Origin of the sequence: Methylocucumis oryzae (assembly GCF_000963695.1) — a bacterium.
GTDB classification, from domain to species: Bacteria; Pseudomonadota; Gammaproteobacteria; order Methylococcales; family Methylomonadaceae; genus Methylovulum; species Methylovulum oryzae.
The window spans coordinates 1-16403 of record NZ_LAJX01000088.1 but is presented as its reverse complement, the minus strand read 5'-3'; the positions used below and the strand labels follow the sequence as shown (position 1 = coordinate 16403).

Here is a 16403-nt window from a genome sequence, read left to right as displayed (position 1 = left end):
TCGCTAGTTATAAGCAGCAAAATTCTTGCCAGTCGGAAAGTCGTTATTGAGATTAGCAGGGTTTAAGCCGTATTTTGCCAGTGCTGCATCACCAATAAGTAGATGACTCAGTGAAATTAACTTTGAATAATCAAGCATTAATCATTGATATAGCCGTTACTATGGCGCAAGTATATTGGGTTTTGTGATATTTTACCAATAAAACCTTAGTTTTTGCTCAATTGGGCGGATAAAGACTGTGTTATGCTTTCTAATGGTGCGCGCCTAGATGCTTTAAACTTGTTTTTTGATTCAGATTGGTGCGAACAAATGCTCTAATCGAAACACCTTATCGCGAATTGGATAGGTTAACGTGTTGTGGACTGTTGTTTTTAGTATTAATGGCTTAATTGTTGCTTAGTGATTTTACTGAGCTGTCACATAAAATTACCTTATCATCAATGGAACAGAAAAAAAATATTCCCTTATTTTCAACCTATCATTTGTGCAGCCAATGGGCGTATTGTCGGTTATGAAGCTTTAGCCAGAAAAAGAGATGATAATGGTAACGTGAGTTCGGCTGGCGAACTTTTTTCCTCGTCTGAGCTGTCGCATCAGGCACTTATCACGTTAGACCGCGATGTTCGTGAACAAGCGCTGCAACGCTTTCGGCAAATGAAAGAATCTTGCTATTTAGCACTGAATATTTCAGCAACCTGGCTAGATTATCTTGCGGACTTTGAAGCGCTGCCTACTTTAACGATGATTGATAGATTAGGGATTGATAGGCGCCGCATCGTAGTCGAAATTACCGAGGCTAAAGGTGATTTAGAGCGGTTAGTTAAAGTAGTTAATATTTACAAAAAAAATGGTATTAGAGTAGCGATTGATGATTTTGGTTCTGGCTTTTCGCAGTTGGAGAGAGTAATGAGCTTTTTACCAGATATCATCAAGCTAGATATGAAGCTATTCAAAGCCGCAGCAAAAGGCGGTATCGCTAGCGATGTTGTGCACTTATTGAGCCGGTTAGCGAGGCGCACCGGTTGTCGAATCGTCTGCGAAGGTGTTGAAACCCCTGACGAGTTTTTTTTCGGTTTAAACTGTGGCGCTCAGTATATGCAAGGTTATCTGTTTTCGCCGGCGGTGGAGGATTTTTACGATGACCAGCATTTTCATGACAAAATCGTTGATTTACGCCATCAGTTTTTTGAATAAAACCCTAGTGAAAGAACAGGAAAAAATTCAATTCATCTGTCAAATTAAAAATCTTATTAATCAATTAAAAGCATCGGTAGAAACGGTTGTTGAGCTTGAAAAAGTACCTACATCGTTATTTGCTAATACCGGCTTGTTAAGATTTTATTTATGTAATAACAATGGCGATCAAATTTCGGCTAATTATAATTTTGCCGAAAATCAGTGGCTCGTCGATACAGAAAAATTAGGTTTTAATTGGTCTTGGCGTGAATACTTTTATCAATTGCGCGCGCTAGAAGTCACTGATTCTTGTTATAGAGTCGTGACGTCAGACCGCTATCGAGATTTTAGTTCTGAGGTTTTGTGCAAAACCTTGTCATTACGCCTAGATGATAATCGAATTTTATTAGTCGATATTGCGGCTGATAAGTTGTAGCAGGGGTTATTGTTGGCCTATTTACTCAATTTTTCATGGGATAAAACGCTTAAACAGTCGCTAAAATCAGTCCTGTGGCCGGTTATTTTGTTCGTACTGTTTGATTGTGGTGCATTTGCCATGAATTACGTTATTTCCAATCGATTATCAGCCTATGCTATTTCGATTAATTTGGCTGGTAGGCAACGCATGTTAACTCAGCGTATGGCAAAAGCCGTGTTACTTGCTGATACCGAAATAGGACAGCCAAAGCAACTGGCATTAAAAGAGTTAGCTGAAACGATTCGCCTATTCGAGCGTACCTTGTTAGCTTTTTATCAAGGTGGTACTACGTTAGATGGGGACTATAAACCGATAACACTTTCAGCCAGCAATGAATCGAATATACAAGCGTTAATACTCCCCGCGTTGATAATGTGGAAAGATTTAAAGCCCGATGTTGATATGTTGTTAACCTGGAGAGACAAGCCGTTAACAACGACCCAGTTACGGCATGTACGCAACCGATTGGTTGCAGCCAATCGAGAGTTATTGCAAAAAATGGATGCGATGACGTCAACGCTTGAGCAAGCAGCCATCGCTAATGCAACCCAGCTACGCTTATATCAACGTCTATTTTTAATTATTGCCTTTATTAACTTTATTATTATTTTCACTAGGTTGCGCAGTAACATCAGGCACTCAATACAAAATAATGCCACGATGCGCGCTATTTTCAATTCCATTGATTCGTGTATTTTGTTGTACGACAAAACGGGCTTGATTATTTCGGCTAATCAAGCCGCTATTGTGTTGTTCGGCGAACTAAAATTTGATTCTACCTACATTCATGACGTTTTGCTTAGCTCTGAATTACAGATGATGGGTGTGACGAGCTCGGGGCATAGGTTTAAAGCAAAAGTTAATCATTTTCAAGTTGTGCAAGATGATCAGGTTATTAATATTTGCACGGTACAAGATGTTTCTGAGCAGCATGATAAAGAGCAAACGTTAACGCGCTTAGCCTTTCATGATGCACTGACGGGGCTACCTAATCGGCTGTTGTTTTACGAAAGGCTAGAGCATGATTTATTACATGCTAAGCGCAATCAGCATTTGTTAGCGGTATTATTTTTAGACTTAGATGGTTTTAAACAAATAAACGATAGTTTAGGTCACGAAACCGGTGATCAGGTATTAAAAATGGTGGCCGAGCGTTTACGAAGCTGTTGTCGAGAAGATGACACGGTAGCGCGTTTAGGCGGCGATGAATTTACGATGATATTGGCGTCTGTTCAGGCTATGCATAATATTGACTTAGTAGCGAATGTTATCTTAAAAGAATTAGGCAAAGGCTATGTTTTAAATAATCAAAATCTTGTGATTAGCGTGAGTATAGGAATAGCGCTTTACCCTAATGACCATATTGATGCATCTGTTTTAATTAAATTAGCCGATGCCGCTATGTACAAGGCTAAGATGGCGGGTAAAAATAACTACTGTAAAGCCTCTGAGCTGTCTTATTCTGTGCCACCATAAGCTATGCTTTAAACGGTTAAGTTTTCGGTTTTTAGGGTGCGCTGTGCGCACTTTTATAAGTTATCATTAAAAATCAATGAAAAAAGGTGCGCACAGCGCACTACGGCAACACAAGATACCTAAAACTTGACCGTTCAGAGTATATAATGCTGAGCTCTGAATAATCAGTTATTTCCGCGCATTAAATCTAACAAATCATCCGCTGACATTTTGCCACTAATGTCGGCACCGTCTAATAAACTGTCGGCAAGGTCACGTTTTGTGGCTGTGTAATGCAACAATTTTTTCTTCTATGGTTTGTTTCGTTATCATTCGATAAATCGTGACGGGGCGTTGTTGTCCCATGCGATGGGCGCGGTCTGATGCTTGGTCTTCAACGGCTGGATTCCACCAAGGATCCATGTGAATGACATAATCGGCGGCGGTTAAGTTAATGCCGACACCGCCGGCTTTTAAGCTGATTAAAAATAAGTCACCCTTACCAGCTTGGAAGGCGTTGACACGTTCTTGGCGCTCTTTTGCTGGGGTGCTACCGTCTAAGTATTGGTAATTAATACCGCGCTGCTCAATAAAGTCTTTGATGATGTGTAAATGGTCAACAAACTGACTAAAAACAAGGGCTTTATGTTTGTTTTCAAGTAGTTCTTCGACAATATCGCCAAACGCCGCTAGCTTGCTGCTAGGCAGGCTAATATCGGCATTGACTAAGCGGGTATTACAGCAACTGCGGCGTAATCGAGTAATCGCGGCTAGAATTTTTAAGTGTTTCGCACCCATTGAATCGGTATTGTCGTTTAACGTGGCTATACTTTCTCGGCGTAAAGCCTCGTAAAAAGCCATTTCTTCTGTGCTGAGTTCAACATAGATAGGAATTTCGGTACGTGGTGGTAGTTCTTGTAATACCTGAGTTTTAGTTCTACGCAAAATAAAGGGTTGAATGAGTTTTTTGAGTTGCTGACGGCTTTGTTGATTTTGGTCACGGCCTATAGGGCCTGCGAATCGTCGGTTAAATTGCTCTTGGGAACCTAATAGGCCTGGGTTGATAAAGCGGAATAGGTTCCATAATTCACCTAAATGGTTTTCTAATGGTGTGCCCGTCATAATGACTTTAAATTCACCTTGCAAATTCATGGCTCCTTGCGAGCGCCGAGTGGCAAAGTTTTTAATGGCTTGTGCTTCGTCTAGGATAACAGTTTGAAAGCGGATTTTGGCCAGCATGTCGGCGACTTGTTCTTGTTGTAACAAGCCATAACTGCAAATTAATAAGTCAAATGGGGCTAGGTTGTCCAATAAGCGTTGGCGGTCGCCTGTGCCTATGGTTTTAGGGTTTAAAGTAGGGGCAAAGCGTTTGGCTTCACTTTCCCAATTCAGGCACACTGAAGTCGGGGCAACGATTAGGCTGGCGCCTTGCGGCGCACGTTCGACTAATAGCGCTAGCCCTTGAATCGTTTTACCTAAGCCCATGTCATCGGCTAAACATGCGCCTACGCCCCAGTGTGCTAAGCGCGATAGCCAAGCAAAACCGTCTTGTTGATACTCACGCAGTTCGGCTTGGAAGGTTGAGGGTACTACTGGTTGTAATTCGCGTGCTGACTTTAAACGCTTTATATGGTTTTTCCAGTCTTTGTCCGATTTCAATTCGCCGACTTCGTTTTCCCAATCTTCTAACGTAATCGCAGCGAGTGGGTTAAGGCGAAGCTTTTTAGCACTGCTGTCTGCATAGGCTTTTAAGTCGTGCAAGCGCCGACGGAACGCTTCCGTCAGTGCGATAAATTGACCATCTTGTAATTGTAAAAATCGTCCCTGACTATTATCGAGTAAACTGAGTAGCTGTTGAAGTTCAATGACTTGCGTTTCATTGATTTTTAATTCACCGTCAATGCCAAACCAATCGTTTTGGCGCTTAATCGACACGCTTAGGTTGCTGGCGGATAACTGGCCTAATACGCTGAATTTAACCCCCTCAGGCCATTCTAAAATAGCTTTGTCGGCGGGTAAGGCTTGTATTTGCAATAGAAATTCTAAGCAATCTTCTGGTTCATAGATTAGCCAATCACCGGTTTCTTCTTGTTCGGCTTGTCTTAAAATAGGGCAGGTGGCTATGACTTCCGCAGCATTGGCGCGTTCTTGTTTTAAGTCGCGTTGGGTTTGTACGCGCTTGCCGTCGACTTCGGCTAATACATTTTCACTGCCATGACCAGGTCGGTAGTACGCACCGCCGGTTTGAAACGGGCGTATGTAAATACCTGCTTTGAGTCCCGAACCTAACGGTAATAAATGCACGCGCGGCGTTAAATCGGCGTTGACTTGTTCGGCATGGCTGGTGCTGCCGCTGATATTAGAGTGAACTGTTAATAAGTTAGAAATACTGGCTAAGGTTTGTAAAACGCGCTCTTGCGCTGATTCGGGCACTTCTAAGCCCTTTGGACCTAGTATTTTGTAAATTTTTTGATGTTCTTCAGTAAATTTAACGACTTTTAAACGGGTGGGTGAATCTTTGCTGATATGAATCGTTTTGTCTTCTGAGGGTTTGGGATCTAAACTGATGTTTATTTGCTTATTGGCATTGGGTTTGCTGACATTGAGAATCGGCTCTTCTTTAATGACCTCCAATCTGACTTCAGGCGAATTTGCCCAGAAGAGCAAGGGGTGGCCTACCAGCGACAACGGCATTTTGCTGCTAAATTCAACCTGAAGCATACCTGACCAGCTATCGCGATATTCTCTTAGCGTATTACATAAGGCTAAATCCTGTTCTGATAAATAATCAAAACTACTGGCTTCTGCCCGTAAGCGTTTTAATGCAATGACGCGGCCTTTAGTCCAGCCGCTTTTACCTTGCTGTTTTTGTTCGCGTGGTTCTAGCAATAAACTTTGTGTGGCTTCATGAAAGCTAACTAGCCAAATCAAGCGAATGGGTTTTTCGGTAATCGGCGCATTACTTATTTTAGCGTTACTTGGATTGATGCCTTGCAACGCATCTAAGGCTAATTCCCAATCCGGTTTACAAACAAATAAATTCGTTAATGCGATAGCACTGTGTTGGCTAAAAAAGCTATGGTCGTAAGCTTTAGCATTATCAGGCTGGATATGAGTGTATAGTCTAGCTAGTTCAGCGGCAGGCCAGTGGTAGCCGTTGTTATGAATATACTGGTAAAGTTTATGATTAGCTGTGGTTACAGATTTGAAGTAGTCCGGTTTAACCCAATATTTGATAACCATTAGCAACACTGCTTGCAATACAGGCGGGTCAGCTATGTCGTTTTGGATGTTGTTAATGGTATAAGGTGAGTCGTAAGCTAATAATTGAGCACGCGCGTCTAAGTTGCCTTGTAATATTTGTAAAAACAATGACAGATATTGATAGACCTCAGCCCACGGGCTGTTAAGCTTAATCGCTTGCGCGAGTAATGTGGCTGCTTTGGTGTGTAAACTGTGGTCGCCCGTTTTTAATAATGCGATAGGATAAAATATACCCGATAGGTTGGCAAAATACGCAGTACGTTTATTGGTTAGCTTGCGCAACGCGCTCAAGGCATTCTCAAATTGGTTGATAGCAGCTTGTGTATTGCCTTGTAAAAAAGTTAACGCTGCCGCGATAGCCTGCATTTCCGGCGTGTTGAATTCAGTTATTAAGGTGACTAGTGCGTCCCAATCACCACGTAGCAAAAGTAACTCGGCATAAATGAGTCGCGCAAATTGATGAGCGTATGAGTCTGGTGTTTTTGCGCTTTGCTGTGCTAAAAATGCGTTAATTGTTGCATCGTTCTTTAGATAGGAAAGCTGGTGTACACCTATGTAGCCAGCTAGTTCATCAGTCATTACCGGATGTTCGCGGGCTAACCATTCTGGGTCAAATGGATTAAGCAACCAAGATAGATAGGAATCAATGCTATTAAACTTTGTAGAATACCGCTGCCTAACACTGATAAATTTTTTGACTGTCGTGTAGTCGCGGCAATAAAACTGGATGCGAGCGTTGCGTATACACTCTTCGTCGCTGTTGAAATAAAGATACGTTGTATTGGCTAGCGTTATATGGGGGGTTAGCACTTCAAAATAACGTTGGAATTGGCGTTGAGTCACTAATTCTCGAGTGATAAGTTCTGCAATATGTCTATTGCAGCGGTAATTGCCTAGTTTAGGGTTGTGTTCAATGAGGTTGAGCTTGTTTAATGCGTCGTAGTAAGGTTTTATATCACTAGATTTGAGCGCTTTGCCGGTGCTGGCTTTTATCCCTAAGCTGCTTAAGCATGAAATCATGACTGTTAGTGAGCAGTAGCTATAATAAACAGCGAGTATATTCATTATCATGAGCTGTTCGTCGGTTAGTTTTTGATACTGCTCCATTAGCTCAGGCAGTTGCGTTGATTTAGTTGTTGCCATGTTTATCTGTTTATTAAAAGTTTGTAGGGTAGAGCTGTGGTTGTGGTTATCGTGGTGATGTTCACACTCATTGTTAAGTATTATAAAGAGCTTGACCGCTAAATTACATTGATTAAGGATTAAAGCAGTATGATAAAAGTAGGTATTGTGGGTGGAACAGGTTACACCGGTGTTGAATTATTGCGGATTTTATCAAAGCATACTCATGTCGAGATTGTTGTTGTAACATCGCGCACTGATGCTGGCGTTAATGTCAGTACAATTTATCCCAATCTAAGACGCACGATTAATTTGGTGTTTTCGCCGCCTGATATTGAAATCTTGTGCCAGTGTGATGTAGTGTTTTTTGCCACACCTAATGGTACCGCTATGCAAATGGCCCCCGCTTTATTGGCTAAAGGGGTTAAAGTCATTGATTTGTCAGCTGATTTTAGATTGAAAAACGTGGCAGTTTGGGAGCAATGGTATGAGCCAATACATGCGTGTCCTGAGCTTGTGGCATCTGCGGTTTATGGGCTTCCGGAATATCATCGTGAAGCAATAGCTAATGCGCAATTAGTCGCCTGTCCTGGCTGTTATCCTACTGCAGTGCAATTAGGCTTTTTACCACTGCTTGAGTTGGGTTTGATTGATACGCATGGGCTTATTGCTGATGTTAAGTCAGGTGTCAGCGGTGCAGGGCGTAAAGCTGAATTAGCGACTTTAATGAGTGAGGCAGGTGAGAGTTTTAAAGCCTATTCGGTGCATGGACATAGGCATTTACCTGAGATTCAGCAAGGCCTTGAGTTAATGGCGCAACAACCCGTTGAATTAACATTTGTTCCACATTTAACCCCTATGATTCGGGGTATTCACGCAACATTGTACGGACGTTTAACTCAAGATATAAGTTTAACGGAAGTCTATAGGGTTTATCAGCAACGCTACGGACAGGAGTTGTTTGTCGATGTGCTTAATATAGGCGCTCATGCTGACACCCGAAATGTTCGTGGTAGCAATTATTGCCAGATTGCATTGCATCAACCACAAGGTAAAAACACCTTAGTCGTGTTATCGGTTATCGATAATTTGGTGAAAGGTGCTTCAGGGCAAGCGGTGCAAGCGATGAATATTATGTGTGGTTTTGCCGAGGATGAAGGGCTGCAGGCATTGGCTTTGTACCCTTAGGTTCTTCACATGATTGCTAATATCAACACGGATTTTAGCAATCATGATTTGTTAGTTAAGATGCTAAAAAATTACTGCTCAACTTGAGCTATCCAGTCTTGCAAGTTGTAATAGTTAGTAATTCTGGCAACTTTATTATCTTTAATTTCAAAAAACGCTCCCGCAGGTAGGCGATATTTTTGACCATTAGCCGCCGGGAGACCTTCGTCACTGTTAAGATATTCACCGTTTACGATAAATTCAGCAGCGGCACGACTTCCGTTTTCGTTGGCCATGATAACCATATCCGTCAAATGTTCTTTATAATTATGATTCATGCAGGCCATGAATTGTTTGAAGGCGGCTTTGCCAATTTCGCGCTTACCTTGATTAATATCATGGATGACATCATCGGTAAGCAAGCTTAAAAAACGTGTCGATATCGCCATTATTAAAAGCGGTATAATAGTGCTGGATTAAGTTAATACTATCGGTGTTCATAATGTTGTGTGAAAGTTTGATTAAACTGGTTATTCTATAGCGAAATTAGTTCAAAGTGCTGGTAAAATTTTTTAAGGTTAAATTGTACCATGTCTAAATTATTAGCTATTCGACTTGTAATAATGCTAATTTGCAACTATCCTCTAAGCACCTATCAACGACTATAATGCCAGTAGTTAGTAAATTGTTAATTCATAAAACAGAAAGTTTAACAGAGCCTACCGATGAGAAATATCGTTTTTTCTCGTTGGAAGAGTTTAGTGAATTCTGGAATCAAGAAGCTTTAGCGTATTCAGATTATCTGGATAAATTAGTGTTTAGGATTTCCAGAAGACCTAAGCAGCTACTCGCGCATTTACAACGTATTTATTATTGTTTTCATACTGATTTGAATGCTCAGCTTTTTGCTGCAATTGTGGATTTACTCTTTGTATTGGATAAAACGTGGTCAGGCGCTAAGCTGGCGCATTCTGATGGGGTGCAAAAGCAAATTAACGACTGAGCAATTTGAAACCTTAAAACAATTTTTAAAAGACGATAAAGCTGATATTTACCGGATGCCTGTTAATCAGTATTCCGTACTTGCGCGGGGATTAGAGGGTTCAGACAGGCTTGTGGAACAACGTAAACAACCCGTACAAATTAGCATTGACCCGCTAGAGCTCGCACGCGATTATATCGAGTATAGCCAATTGGATGAAGCAAAGTCTGTATTGGAAAAAGCGATTTTACAGCAACCCGAACGAGTAGAATTGCATCATGAGTTATTGGATTTATATCGCTCGACTCGCGATGCTTCGGGATTCAATATAATGCTCAATGAATTATCAGAATTAAAAGTTGAGCTAATTGATGAATGGAAACAGTTAAATACTTATTTTAAAGGCTAAAACAAAAATGGATAAAACTAAAAGTCCATTAAAAGTTGCATTATACGGAATGGACGGGCGTAGTTATAAAATGATGTCTATGTATCTTCAGGGTCCATGCCGAGGAGCAGCTGTTGTCGTTAACGATATTCATGCAGAATGCGATATCTTTGATGCTGATACGATTAATGGGCAGCAGCTATTACAAGAGCATTTAGCCAATAAGGTACAGCGTCCGTTAATCGTTTTGTCTTTGCATGAGCAACAACAAGAAAAACGTTATCGCAGTAAAAAAGCCTGTTAAAACCGATGAAATGTTAGCCGCTCTGGCTAAAGCACAAGAGCAAGCCTTGAAGCCGCAGACCAAACCAATCGCTAATACAGCTATGGCAAGCGATGCGTCAGCACAGTCCAAGGTCATTGACCGGGAAGCATCGACAACGGCTGATAATGATGAAGCCCCGAAAGAGACACAGTTAAAGCGCTATGTGATTGACTCTGACGAGCAGAAAAAATCGTCAAAGCATCAAGCCGCTATGCAGCTCAATGAAAAAGGCTTTGGTTCTTTTATAGGAACACTAACAGGGATTGATGTTAATGATCCTAAGCAATTTGCTAGAGCCTATTATAATCCTAAAGAATTTTTTCAAGGTTATGTCGATTCTGCATTTAAAGTGAGCCGGTCTAAAGGGCAGGTTAGACAGTTAAATTCTGGTTGGAATCCGTTGATTATATTTCCACAGACTGACGAAGTTTGGCTAGATGTTGATGAAAGCCAACTGCGCGCATTTTCTGGGCTCGCTATCAATAAAACTTTAGGCGAAAAAATGACGGTTACGCCATTGCCTCAAGATTCTGTTAACTTAGAAAGAGCGCTAGAAGCATTTTATAGTATGGATGCTTTTATGTGGAAAATTGCATGTTGGGCATCGAAAGGGCGTTACCCTGTCACCATTGATATTAAGCAACCCGTCTATTTAAAACATTGGCCAAATTTTACACGGTTATTAGTGACGCCACATGCGCTAAGAATTGCAGCCTTATTAGTGCAAGGCCCTAGAACATTGGATAATGTTGCAGAGGTTTTAAACATTAAACCTCAATATGTGTTTGTTTTTATTAGTGCTGCATCGGCACTTGGTTTAGCCGGTCAAGTTAAGCGAGAGGCTGATGTCCTGGTTCAATCACCTGAAGTAAAGTCAAACAAAAATAAAGGCCTGCTGAGTCGGATACTCAGTGTATTGCGTGGCAAGAAAGCATAGTGGAACATTTATATCATGAGTCAATATAAGATTATTTTTACCGGACCGGTCGGTGCAGGAAAAACCACAGCTATTAATTCAATTAGTGATGTCCCTCCGATAAAAACAGATGCATCTGCCAGCGATATGACTAAATTCAGAAAGTCGTCCACTACGGTCGCTATGGATTATGGTGTGATGAATCTTCCAGGGGGAGAAAAGTTGCATTTATATGGCACGCCAGGGCAAGAGCGTTTTGATTTTATGTGGGATATCTTGATTACTGGCGGTATTGGGTTAATTTTGTTGTTAGACAATACGCGAGCAGACCCCTTTCAGGATATGCGCTTTTTCTTGGATACCTTTGATAAATTTGTGTCTGATACGGCGGTTGCGATAGGCGTTACTCAAATGGATTTGAGTGCAAAGCCTACTATCGAAGATTATCATGTGCAATTACAAGGAATGGGGTTAAAGCCACCCGTATTTGCAGTCGATGCCAGGGTAAAAAGCGACGTGTCGTTATTAGTGCAAGCGTTGCTATATACATTAGATCCTGGTTTAGAGGGCTGATAATGACTAGTGAATACACGCTAGCGGAGGGACTTTACCTTTATCCAACTCCGGCAGGCGCTTATTATGCCGTATCATCGTTAGAAATGGATAAGCCGCGACAATTTCTAAGGCGTTTATTACAATATCCAGAAACGCCTTTGCTGACGCTAGATAACCTGCGGCGTTTGATGAATTATGATGATGAAAAAAGTGTTTGGAATTATTACATCACTGCCAGAAACTGCGGTGGATACAAGGTCTTGATCAACCAGAAGAGTACCCGTTAGGCTCATTAGAAGATATTTTTTTTTGCCTGGAATGCTAAGTAAGCTGTCTGAAAATGGCAAAGTATTATTAGCAGAGAAGCAAGGGTTTTATTTGGCTACGCATGGTTTTCCACACGAGGTTGCTGAGGAGTTGTCAGCGCTGAGTGCTGAAATTGCGACCATCCATGAACGGCGTTCTGGCCTTTTAATTAATAATATGGGACTGGTAAGTCATGCATGGGCGATTGTTGATGCTTTTGGCAATAGTGAAGTCGGTTTTTGGCCGTTGTTTATTTCTAACAACCGCTTTGTTGTCGCCATTTATGGTATTCCGCATTTCAACCAGCCTGAATTTGTATCATTAGTTTGGGCATTAAGCATACGCTACGCTACACAGGAGCGTTAAGTTAGAATGGCAAATTTTTTTATATAAAAGAGGATAAAAAGCATGCGTGCAAATATGTTAACTTCTGTGTTAACAGAACTTAATGGAACATCTGCTGATATTGAAGCTTCAGGTATTATTTCGACTGATGGTTTGATGATAGCGTCGGTGTTACCAGCGAATATGGATGAAGATCGTGTTGGTGCTATGAGTGCGGCGATGTTGTCTTTAGGTGATAGAACAGCCCAAGAACTGGCAAGAGGTGCTTTAGAGCAGGTACTCATTAAAGGTGCAAACGGTTATGTATTAATGACGTATGCGGGAGCAGAATCGGTATTGACAGTTCTTGCTAAACCTAATGCTAAATTAGGTTTAATTTTCTTAGATGTTAAACGAGCAGCTAACAGTATAGCTGAGTTCTTGTAATCATTTAAAGAAACGCTATGCTTCGAGATATGGAAGAAAACTACATCATCGGCGATTACCGAGAGGTTACCTTAAATTTATTTGGTGGCTTTCGTCGAAAGGTATTTTATTCCGATCTTGAAATTCCGTATCCTGAAGGCAAGCTAGTTGTCTCTACTACGGACAAAAGCGGTATTATTACTCACGCGAATAAAGCGTTTGTTGAGCTGTCAGGTTATAACGTAGATGAGCTTATCGGTTCGCCCCACTCTATTTTAAGGCATCCTGATATGCCTTCTGTCGCATTTAAAGATTTATGGGATAAAGTAGCACAAGGAAGATTCTGGCAAGGTTATGTCAAAAATTTGCGTAAAGATGGCGCACATTATTGGGTAAAAGCTACGGTTATTCCAAACGTTCGTAAAGGTGAAGTCGTTGGCTATACTTCAGTTAGACGTAAACCCTCAAGGGCTAAAGTCAATGACGCTATCGCGCTTTATAAAACCTTAACTTAATCTGTTATGACGACTTATCAATTTACTGTTAGTCCAGATTTTTCACCGCGTCATTTGTCGGGGTGGCATATTTTTAACACGTGGTTGCAAAGAAAATCAGATGAGCATATTCATCTGGAAATGTATGCGGGTTTTCATCAACAGCATCAGGCAATTAAAGAAGACAAAGTTGACCTTATTTATGCCAATCCTTTAGATGCTGCTTTATTGGTTAGACAAAAAATTTTTTACCGTTAGTTAAGGCAAAAAACGTTTCAGATGAAGCGCTTATTGCAACATCTGTTGACAGTGGGTTTGACTCACTTGATGATTTACGGCCAGATATTACTATAGCAGTTACTGAAGATTCTGATGTCAGAATGATGGGAATGATGTTATTAGAAGCTGTCGATTTGTCTGTCGACAATAGTCGTTTCTTAGAATGTGATTCGTATGTATTAGTAACTAAGCAGTTATTGCAGGGTAAGGCTGATGTTGGTGTTTTTTTAGCTTCAGCTTACGACGATTTAACAACAATAACCAAAAATAAATTAAAAACGCTAGCCAGAAGTGAAATTAGCGATATTCATCACACACTTTTGTTAGGGCCTAAATTACATGCAAAACGGCAAGAGTGGCAGGCATTAATGGTTTCTATGAATGAAGATGCTGTCGGTTTAAATATATTGCAAAGTCTTGGTTTTGAGGCTTGGAGCCCCGTGAGTGATGAAGATATGGAATTCATGATAGACTTAATGAATACGCTAGCTATATAAAATTCTAAGTACTTATCATCGTTTATAAACGTTGGTTTTTTATATTTACACAACGGCAGGTGTTACCTGGTTCTTCGTCGCTTTAATCGGTCAATCGATTGTTTGTCTCATGCTCATAGCATTAAATCCTTCAATAGACGCTAGGCCGTCTTGCTCTCAAATCATCTAGCAGTTCTTATATTGGCGAAAATGGCTAAATTATCTTCGTTTATTGCATAGTTTGTATTTTCATGGCTAAAGATAAAACCCAAGCGTATCCGCATCTAGTGCGTTACCCATCTTAAGTCAGTTGGGCAGCCCGATAGTCTAGTAGTATGAGCTAGACTACACCTTAAACTTACCATTTAATTAATGCAACCTGGAGAGGTTACAAGCAGTATGTCGTTACTAATGAGTTACTTAGCTTCGTGTTTTTTTATCAAAAACCCTAACCATTTAATTCCTAGTCGTTCTTTTACAATAAAAAATGTCATTTATTTTTTAATTTTAGGCATTATTGTTGAAGGGCTAATCGCTGACTTTGCTGATGGTACATTGGAAGTAAGTCTGCGCTTAATCATGGCGACGATTGCTATTGCTTCGTTTTTAGCGCTGTCAAAACGCTTAGCTGATTTTGCAAATTTTTATACGGCTATTTTTGTTTGTGAAAATTTTATTTTTACCTTAGCGGCCGTGGTAGAAGGTATTTATTTTTACATGATAATGGCGAAATTCGGCCAAGAACAGAGTGAGATGATTGCATTTACCTTAGGCGGAATACTGTTAGTTTGGTATTTAGCCATCATCGCTTATGTTATTCGCCGTTTTTCTTATCATTCTGTTTTAGAAAGTGTGTTGTTATCGATTAGTTATTTCGTCTTAACTTATGGCATTCCAATGATGTTTATGGATATGTAAGTACTTAGCGTATTAGCTGACAAAACATAAATTTGGAATTGCGGGATTAACATAAAAAGGTTGGACGCATTAATAGCCTTCAGTTATACTAAGCCAGTGCATTCGTCTACGCACATTCTTATCATCCGATAGTACACCTCTATTTAGTTTCCATCCTGTCACGGTAGTTAAGGTTAAGCACCCTAACCGCTGCTTCGAGCAATCTTTTTTATGAATCTTACCGAATTAAAACTAAAACAAATCAGTGAAGTGATTGATATTGCCGAATCGCTCGGCTTAGAAAATGTCGCCCGATCACGAAAGCAAGACTTAATTTTTTGCCATCTTAAAAAAACAAGCAAAAGCAGGCGATGATATATACGGTGACGGGGTTTTAGAAATTTTACAAGATGGTTTTGGTTTCTTACGCACACCCGGTTGTTCATACCTCGCAGGCCCCGATGATATTTATGTTTCTCCAAGTCAAATTCGACGCTTTTCGTTAAAAACCGGTGACACGATTAGCGGCAAAATTCGCCCACCTAAAGATAACGAACGTTATTTTGCGATGTTAAAAGTTGAACAAATCAACTTTGAGCCGCCAGAAAATACTAAAAATAAAATTTACTTCTCGAATTTAACCCCGTTATTTGCCAAAGAACGTTTTGTACTTGAGCAAGGCAATGGCACGAGTGAGGACTTAACCGGTCGCATTATTGACTTAATTGCTCCGATAGGCAAAGGCCAGCGCGGCTTAATTGTTTCACCGCCTAAAGCGGGTAAGACGATGATTTTGCAAAGCTTAGCACAGGCCATTGCGGAGCAAAATCCCGAATGCTATCTAATCGTATTATTAATTGATGAACGCCCCGAAGAAGTCACCGAGATGGAACGTTGTGTACGCGGTGAAGTCATTTCCAGTACTTTTGATGAGCCTCCAACTCGCCATGTACAAGTCGCTGAAATGGTGATTGAAAAAGCCCGTCGTTTAGTTGAGCATAAACACGATGTGGTTATTTTGTTAGACTCTATTACGCGTTTAGCCAGGGCTTATAACACGGTTGTTCCATCATCAGGCAAAATATTAACTGGCGGTGTTGATGCCAATGCCTTAGAAAAGCCTAAGCGATTTTTTGGTGCAGCAAGAAATATCGAAGAGGGCGGAAGTTTGACCATTATCGCAACCGCTTTAGTCGATACCGGCTCACGTATGGATGAAGTGATTTATGAGGAGTTTAAAGGCACAGGCAACATGGAGTTGCATTTAGACCGTAAAATTGCTGAAAAACGGATTTATCCGGCCATTAATATCAATCGTTCAGGTACGCGCAGAGAAGAATACCTGGTTGACCCCGAAAACCTGCAAAAAACAT

Annotated in this window: 20 protein-coding genes and 1 pseudogene; 18 read left to right on the top strand and 3 right to left on the bottom strand. The window is 40.8% G+C overall.

From position 1 onward, the window contains the following. Positions 1-3 precede the first annotated feature (3 nt). Entirely contained in the window at positions 4-138 is a 135-nt protein-coding gene (locus VZ94_RS30535; protein WP_275575189.1) for a hypothetical protein, read from the bottom strand. 261 nt (positions 139-399) lie between these two features. Here VZ94_RS30535 and VZ94_RS28625 point away from each other — a divergent pair, with 261 nt between their 5' ends. From VZ94_RS28625 to VZ94_RS09045, 3 genes are all read left to right on the top strand, one after another. Continuing rightward, positions 400-1194, top strand: a complete 795-nt coding sequence (locus tag VZ94_RS28625; protein ID WP_239649789.1) for an EAL domain-containing protein — start codon at positions 400-402, stop codon at positions 1192-1194. Next, positions 1187-1612 (top strand): EAL-associated domain-containing protein, encoded by a 426-nt coding sequence (locus VZ94_RS28620; protein WP_239649788.1) that lies wholly within the window; start codon positions 1187-1189, stop codon positions 1610-1612. Before VZ94_RS28625 ends, VZ94_RS28620 begins: the two co-directional genes overlap by 8 nt. A 120-nt stretch (positions 1613-1732) precedes the next feature. Next, positions 1733-3130: a diguanylate cyclase domain-containing protein gene (locus VZ94_RS09045; RefSeq protein WP_131655516.1), complete on the top strand. Its 1398-nt coding sequence runs from the start codon at positions 1733-1735 to the stop codon at positions 3128-3130. Positions 3131-3382: 252 nt separating this feature from the next. On the opposite strand, the gene VZ94_RS09040 is transcribed toward VZ94_RS09045, so the two are convergent. Then, complete coding sequence (locus VZ94_RS09040; protein WP_239649787.1) at positions 3383-7516, bottom strand: DEAD/DEAH box helicase; 4134 nt, start codon at positions 7514-7516, stop codon at positions 3383-3385. Between the two features lie 129 nt (positions 7517-7645). Between VZ94_RS09040 and argC the strand changes: the two genes are divergently transcribed. Continuing rightward, a complete protein-coding gene (gene argC / locus VZ94_RS09035) occupies positions 7646-8683 on the top strand; it encodes an N-acetyl-gamma-glutamyl-phosphate reductase (protein WP_045778977.1) in 1038 nt (345 codons plus the stop codon). Between the two features lie 71 nt (positions 8684-8754). Here argC and VZ94_RS09030 read toward each other — a convergent pair. Continuing rightward, a pseudogene (locus VZ94_RS09030) lies at positions 8755-9163 on the bottom strand (ketosteroid isomerase-related protein). A 166-nt stretch (positions 9164-9329) separates the two neighbouring features. Between VZ94_RS09030 and VZ94_RS09025 the strand changes: the two are divergent. The 14 genes from VZ94_RS09025 to rho form a co-directional block, all read left to right on the top strand. After that, on the top strand, positions 9330-9665 hold the full coding sequence (locus tag VZ94_RS09025; RefSeq protein ID WP_045778976.1) for a hypothetical protein: 336 nt from the start codon (positions 9330-9332) through the stop codon (positions 9663-9665). Next, the gene (locus VZ94_RS09020; protein ID WP_045778975.1) at positions 9637-10053 is read left to right on the top strand and encodes a type IV pilus assembly protein FimV; all 417 of its coding nucleotides are present in this window, start codon (positions 9637-9639) and stop codon (positions 10051-10053) included. Before VZ94_RS09025 ends, VZ94_RS09020 begins: the two co-directional genes overlap by 29 nt. A 7-nt stretch (positions 10054-10060) precedes the next feature. Beyond that, on the top strand, positions 10061-10336 hold the full coding sequence (locus VZ94_RS28615; RefSeq protein ID WP_239649786.1) for a hypothetical protein: 276 nt from the start codon (positions 10061-10063) through the stop codon (positions 10334-10336). Further along, the gene (locus VZ94_RS09015) at positions 10290-11294 is read left to right on the top strand and encodes a hypothetical protein (protein ID WP_239649785.1); all 1005 of its coding nucleotides are present in this window, start codon (positions 10290-10292) and stop codon (positions 11292-11294) included. The genes VZ94_RS28615 and VZ94_RS09015 overlap by 47 nt, the downstream gene beginning before the upstream one ends. 15 nt (positions 11295-11309) lie before the next feature. After that, a complete protein-coding gene (locus tag VZ94_RS09010; RefSeq protein WP_045778974.1) occupies positions 11310-11846 on the top strand; it encodes a GTP-binding protein in 537 nt (178 codons plus the stop codon). 2 nt (positions 11847-11848) lie between these two features. Beyond that, positions 11849-12115, top strand: coding sequence for a hypothetical protein (locus VZ94_RS31905; protein ID WP_338040323.1), 267 nt, complete (start codon positions 11849-11851; stop codon positions 12113-12115). Between the two features lie 22 nt (positions 12116-12137). Continuing rightward, the gene (locus VZ94_RS31900; protein WP_338040322.1) at positions 12138-12500 is read left to right on the top strand and encodes a hypothetical protein; all 363 of its coding nucleotides are present in this window, start codon (positions 12138-12140) and stop codon (positions 12498-12500) included. A gap of 42 nt (positions 12501-12542) precedes the next feature. Beyond that, the gene (locus VZ94_RS09000) at positions 12543-12905 is read left to right on the top strand and encodes a roadblock/LC7 domain-containing protein (protein WP_045778973.1); all 363 of its coding nucleotides are present in this window, start codon (positions 12543-12545) and stop codon (positions 12903-12905) included. 17 nt (positions 12906-12922) lie between these two features. Next, entirely contained in the window at positions 12923-13399 is a 477-nt protein-coding gene (locus tag VZ94_RS08995; protein ID WP_045778972.1) for a PAS domain-containing protein, read from the top strand. A 6-nt stretch (positions 13400-13405) separates the two neighbouring features. Beyond that, entirely contained in the window at positions 13406-13636 is a 231-nt protein-coding gene (locus VZ94_RS31895) for a PhnD/SsuA/transferrin family substrate-binding protein (RefSeq protein WP_338040321.1), read from the top strand. 32 nt (positions 13637-13668) lie between these two features. Then, entirely contained in the window at positions 13669-14154 is a 486-nt protein-coding gene (locus VZ94_RS31890; RefSeq protein WP_338040325.1) for a PhnD/SsuA/transferrin family substrate-binding protein, read from the top strand. A 390-nt stretch (positions 14155-14544) separates the two neighbouring features. Then, positions 14545-15051: a hypothetical protein gene (locus tag VZ94_RS08985; protein ID WP_239649784.1), complete on the top strand. Its 507-nt coding sequence runs from the start codon at positions 14545-14547 to the stop codon at positions 15049-15051. A gap of 210 nt (positions 15052-15261) precedes the next feature. Then, positions 15262-15405 (top strand): Rho termination factor N-terminal domain-containing protein, encoded by a 144-nt coding sequence (locus VZ94_RS33200; protein WP_439097719.1) that lies wholly within the window; start codon positions 15262-15264, stop codon positions 15403-15405. Continuing rightward, the coding region (gene rho, locus VZ94_RS08980) for a transcription termination factor Rho (RefSeq protein ID WP_439097722.1) at positions 15374-16403 on the top strand (1030 nt) is incomplete at its 3' end. The genes VZ94_RS33200 and rho, both read left to right, overlap by 32 nt.

Bases quoted from the DNA above. Each gene is read 5' to 3' on its own strand.
- VZ94_RS30535 (WP_275575189.1), bottom strand. From the start codon at position 138: ATGCTTGATTATTCAAAGTTAATTTCACTGAGTCATCTACTTATTGGT.
- VZ94_RS09045 (WP_131655516.1), top strand. From the start codon at position 1,733: ATGAATTACGTTATTTCCAATCGATTATCAGCCTATGCTATTTCGATT.
- VZ94_RS09040 (WP_239649787.1), bottom strand. From the start codon at position 7,516: ATGGCAACAACTAAATCAACGCAACTGCCTGAGCTAATGGAGCAGTAT.
- argC (WP_045778977.1), top strand. From the start codon at position 7,646: ATGATAAAAGTAGGTATTGTGGGTGGAACAGGTTACACCGGTGTTGAA.
- VZ94_RS09025 (WP_045778976.1), top strand. From the start codon at position 9,330: ATGCCAGTAGTTAGTAAATTGTTAATTCATAAAACAGAAAGTTTAACA.
- VZ94_RS09020 (WP_045778975.1), top strand. From the start codon at position 9,637: ATGGGGTGCAAAAGCAAATTAACGACTGAGCAATTTGAAACCTTAAAA.
- VZ94_RS28615 (WP_239649786.1), top strand. From the start codon at position 10,061: ATGGATAAAACTAAAAGTCCATTAAAAGTTGCATTATACGGAATGGAC.
- VZ94_RS09015 (WP_239649785.1), top strand. From the start codon at position 10,290: ATGAGCAACAACAAGAAAAACGTTATCGCAGTAAAAAAGCCTGTTAAA.
- VZ94_RS09010 (WP_045778974.1), top strand. From the start codon at position 11,310: ATGAGTCAATATAAGATTATTTTTACCGGACCGGTCGGTGCAGGAAAA.
- VZ94_RS31905 (WP_338040323.1), top strand. From the start codon at position 11,849: ATGACTAGTGAATACACGCTAGCGGAGGGACTTTACCTTTATCCAACT.
- VZ94_RS09000 (WP_045778973.1), top strand. From the start codon at position 12,543: ATGCGTGCAAATATGTTAACTTCTGTGTTAACAGAACTTAATGGAACA.
- VZ94_RS08995 (WP_045778972.1), top strand. From the start codon at position 12,923: ATGCTTCGAGATATGGAAGAAAACTACATCATCGGCGATTACCGAGAG.
- VZ94_RS31895 (WP_338040321.1), top strand. From the start codon at position 13,406: ATGACGACTTATCAATTTACTGTTAGTCCAGATTTTTCACCGCGTCAT.
- VZ94_RS08985 (WP_239649784.1), top strand. From the start codon at position 14,545: ATGAGTTACTTAGCTTCGTGTTTTTTTATCAAAAACCCTAACCATTTA.
- VZ94_RS33200 (WP_439097719.1), top strand. From the start codon at position 15,262: ATGAATCTTACCGAATTAAAACTAAAACAAATCAGTGAAGTGATTGAT.